This window comes from Nonomuraea antri (genome assembly GCF_013283785.1).
Taxonomy (GTDB): Bacteria; Actinomycetota; Actinomycetes; order Streptosporangiales; family Streptosporangiaceae; genus Nonomuraea; species Nonomuraea antri.
Genome location: NZ_JABCPZ010000480.1, coordinates 1 through 2,453 on the forward strand (window position 1 = coordinate 1; position 2,453 = coordinate 2,453).

2 protein-coding genes are annotated in these 2,453 nt (G+C 73.0%); both read left to right on the plus strand.

Translation table 11 applies throughout. The annotated features are described in order from the left end of the window. The first annotated feature begins 44 nt into the window (after positions 1–44). A complete protein-coding gene (locus tag HII36_RS54660) occupies positions 45–1,442 on the plus strand; it encodes a cytochrome ubiquinol oxidase subunit I (protein WP_173531294.1) in 1,398 nt (465 codons plus the stop codon). A 3-nt stretch (positions 1,443–1,445) separates the two neighbouring features. Next, the coding region (locus HII36_RS54665; protein ID WP_173531295.1) for a cytochrome d ubiquinol oxidase subunit II at positions 1,446–2,453 on the plus strand (1,008 nt) is incomplete at its 3' end.

Below are 2,453 nucleotides of genomic sequence, written 5' to 3' on the forward strand. Positions count from 1 at the left end.
CGCCCCCTGAAGCGCGCCCGCCCCTGAAAAGGAACAAGAAGGACATGGACGATCTCGTCGCCCTGGCGCTGCCCGGCCGTGCGGCGGTGGCGGCGGCGGTGGCGCCGGCGGCGGATCTGATGGCCGCGCGGGCGCAGATGGCGCTGTCGCTGGGCTGGCACATCATTCTGGCCTGCTTCGGCGTCGGCATGCCCGCCATCACCCTGCTCGCCGAGTGGCGCGGCCTGCGCACCGGCGATCCGGCCTACCGGCTGCTGGCCCGGCGCTGGGGCCGGGCGATGGGGGTGTTGTTCGCGGTCGGCGCGGTGTCGGGGACGATCCTGTCGTTCGAGATGGGGCTGCTGTGGCCGGGCCTGATGGGCGTGTACGGCGAGGTCATCGGGCTGCCGTTCTCGCTCGAAGGCATCGCGTTCTTCATCGAGGCCATCTTCCTGGGCGTCTACCTGTACGCCTGGGACCGGCTGCCGCCGCGCGCCCACCTGCTGACCGGCGTGCCGATCGTGCTGGCCGGGGTGTCCAGCGCGTTCTTCGTGGTCGCCGCGAACGCCTGGATGCAGCAGCCAACCGGCTTCCGCGCGGAGCACGGCGAGATCGTCGCGGTGGACCCGTGGGCGGCCATGTTCAACCCGGCCACCCCGCCGCAGACCGTGCACATGATCCTGGCGGCGTTCATGGTCGCCGGGTACGGCATCGCCTCCGTCTACGCGGTGTCCATGCTGCGCGGCCGGCGCGACCGCTATCACCGGCTCGGACTGCTGCTGCCGCTGACCGTCGCGGCGATCGTCACGCCGGTGCAGATCGGGGTGGGCGACTGGGCGGCGCACTTCGTCGCGGACAACCAGCCAGTCAAGCTGGCCGCGATGGAGGGCGTGTTCGAGACCGGGCGCGGCGTCCCGCTGCACCTGGGCGGCGTGGCCGTGGACGGCGAGCTGCGCTACGCGCTGGAGATCCCGTACGGCCTGTCGCTGCTGGCCCACTGGGATCCGAACGCCGAGATCGCCGGGCTGAACGGCGTCCCGCCGGCCGACCGGCCGCCGGTCAACGTGGTGCACTGGGCGTTCCAGATCATGGTGGGCCTGGGTATGGCGCTGCTGGCGCTGGCCGCCTGGTACGCGGTGACCTGGTGGCGAAGACGCGACCTGCCGCGTTCGCCGTGGTTCCTGCGGGCCGCCGCCGCGTCCGGGGTGGCGGCGGCGCTGGCGCTGGAGGCGGGCTGGGTGGTCACCGAGGTGGGCAGGCAGCCGTGGATCGTCTACCGGGTGCTGCGCACCGCCGACTCCGTCAACCCCGCGCCCGGCCTGGTGTACGGGTTCGTCCTGGTCAGCGCGGTCTACGTGGTGCTGACCGTGGCCACCGTCTACGTCCTGCGCCGCATGACCCGCGACAGGCCCGTGCCGCTGGCCCCGCAGGAACAGGACGTCACCGGGTTCAAGGTGGTGTGACCCATGCCCCTGCCGGAGATCATGCTGGCCGTCCTGTGGATCGGGCTGACCGCGTACGTGCTGTTCGGCGGCGCCGACTTCGGCGGTGGCGTCTGGGACCTGCTCGCCGGACGGAACCACCGCCGCCGCGACCTGATCGAGCACTCCATCGGCCCGGTCTGGGAGGCCAACCACGTCTGGCTCATCTTCGTGATCGTGCTCATGTGGACCGGCATCCCGCCGGTGTTCGCGGCCATCGCCTCCACCCTGTACATCCCGCTCACGCTGGCCGCCCTGGGCATCATCGCGCGCGGCGCGGCCTTCGCCTTCCGCAAGGCCTCGACCGAGCTGTGGCAGCGCCGCCTGTTCGGCGCCGCGTTCGCCTTCTCCTCGGTCGCGACGCCCTTCTTCCTCGGTACGGTCACCGGCGCCATCGCCTCGGGACGGGTCCCGCCCGGCATCGCCAAGGGCGACCTGGTCACCAGCTGGCTCAACCCGACATCCCTGGTCACCGGGGCGCTGGCCGTCGGCACCGCCGCCTACCTGGCCGCCGTCTACCTCACCAGGGACGCCCAGCGCGCCGGCGACCACGAGCTGACCGCGTACTTCCGCCGCCGTGGCCTGGCCGCCGGCGTCGTGGTCGGGCTGCTGTCGGGCGCCGGGCTGCTGGTGCTGCGCGCCGACGCGCCGAAGCTGTTCACCGAGCTCACCACCGGCCGGGCGCTGCCGCTGCTGCTGTTGTCCGTGCTGGCCGGGCTGACGTCGTTGCTGCTGCTGTGGCACCGCTCCTACCTCGCGGTACGGGTCACCGCCGCGCTCGCCGTGGCCGGGCTGCTGTGGGGCTGGGGCGTCGGCCAGTACCCCGAGCTGCTGCCCGGGGTCGGGATCGGGCAGGCCGCGGCGACCGACAGTGTCCTGGCGGCCAGCCTGGGGTCGCTCGCGGTGGGGGCGCTGCTGCTGGTGCCGTCCCTGTGGTGGCTGTACGCGACCTTCCAGCGCGACGACCCCGCCACCCCCGCCACGCCCGACGAC

Bases quoted from the DNA above. Each gene is read 5' to 3' on its own strand.
- HII36_RS54660 (WP_173531294.1), top strand. From the start codon at position 45: ATGGACGATCTCGTCGCCCTGGCGCTGCCCGGCCGTGCGGCGGTGGCG.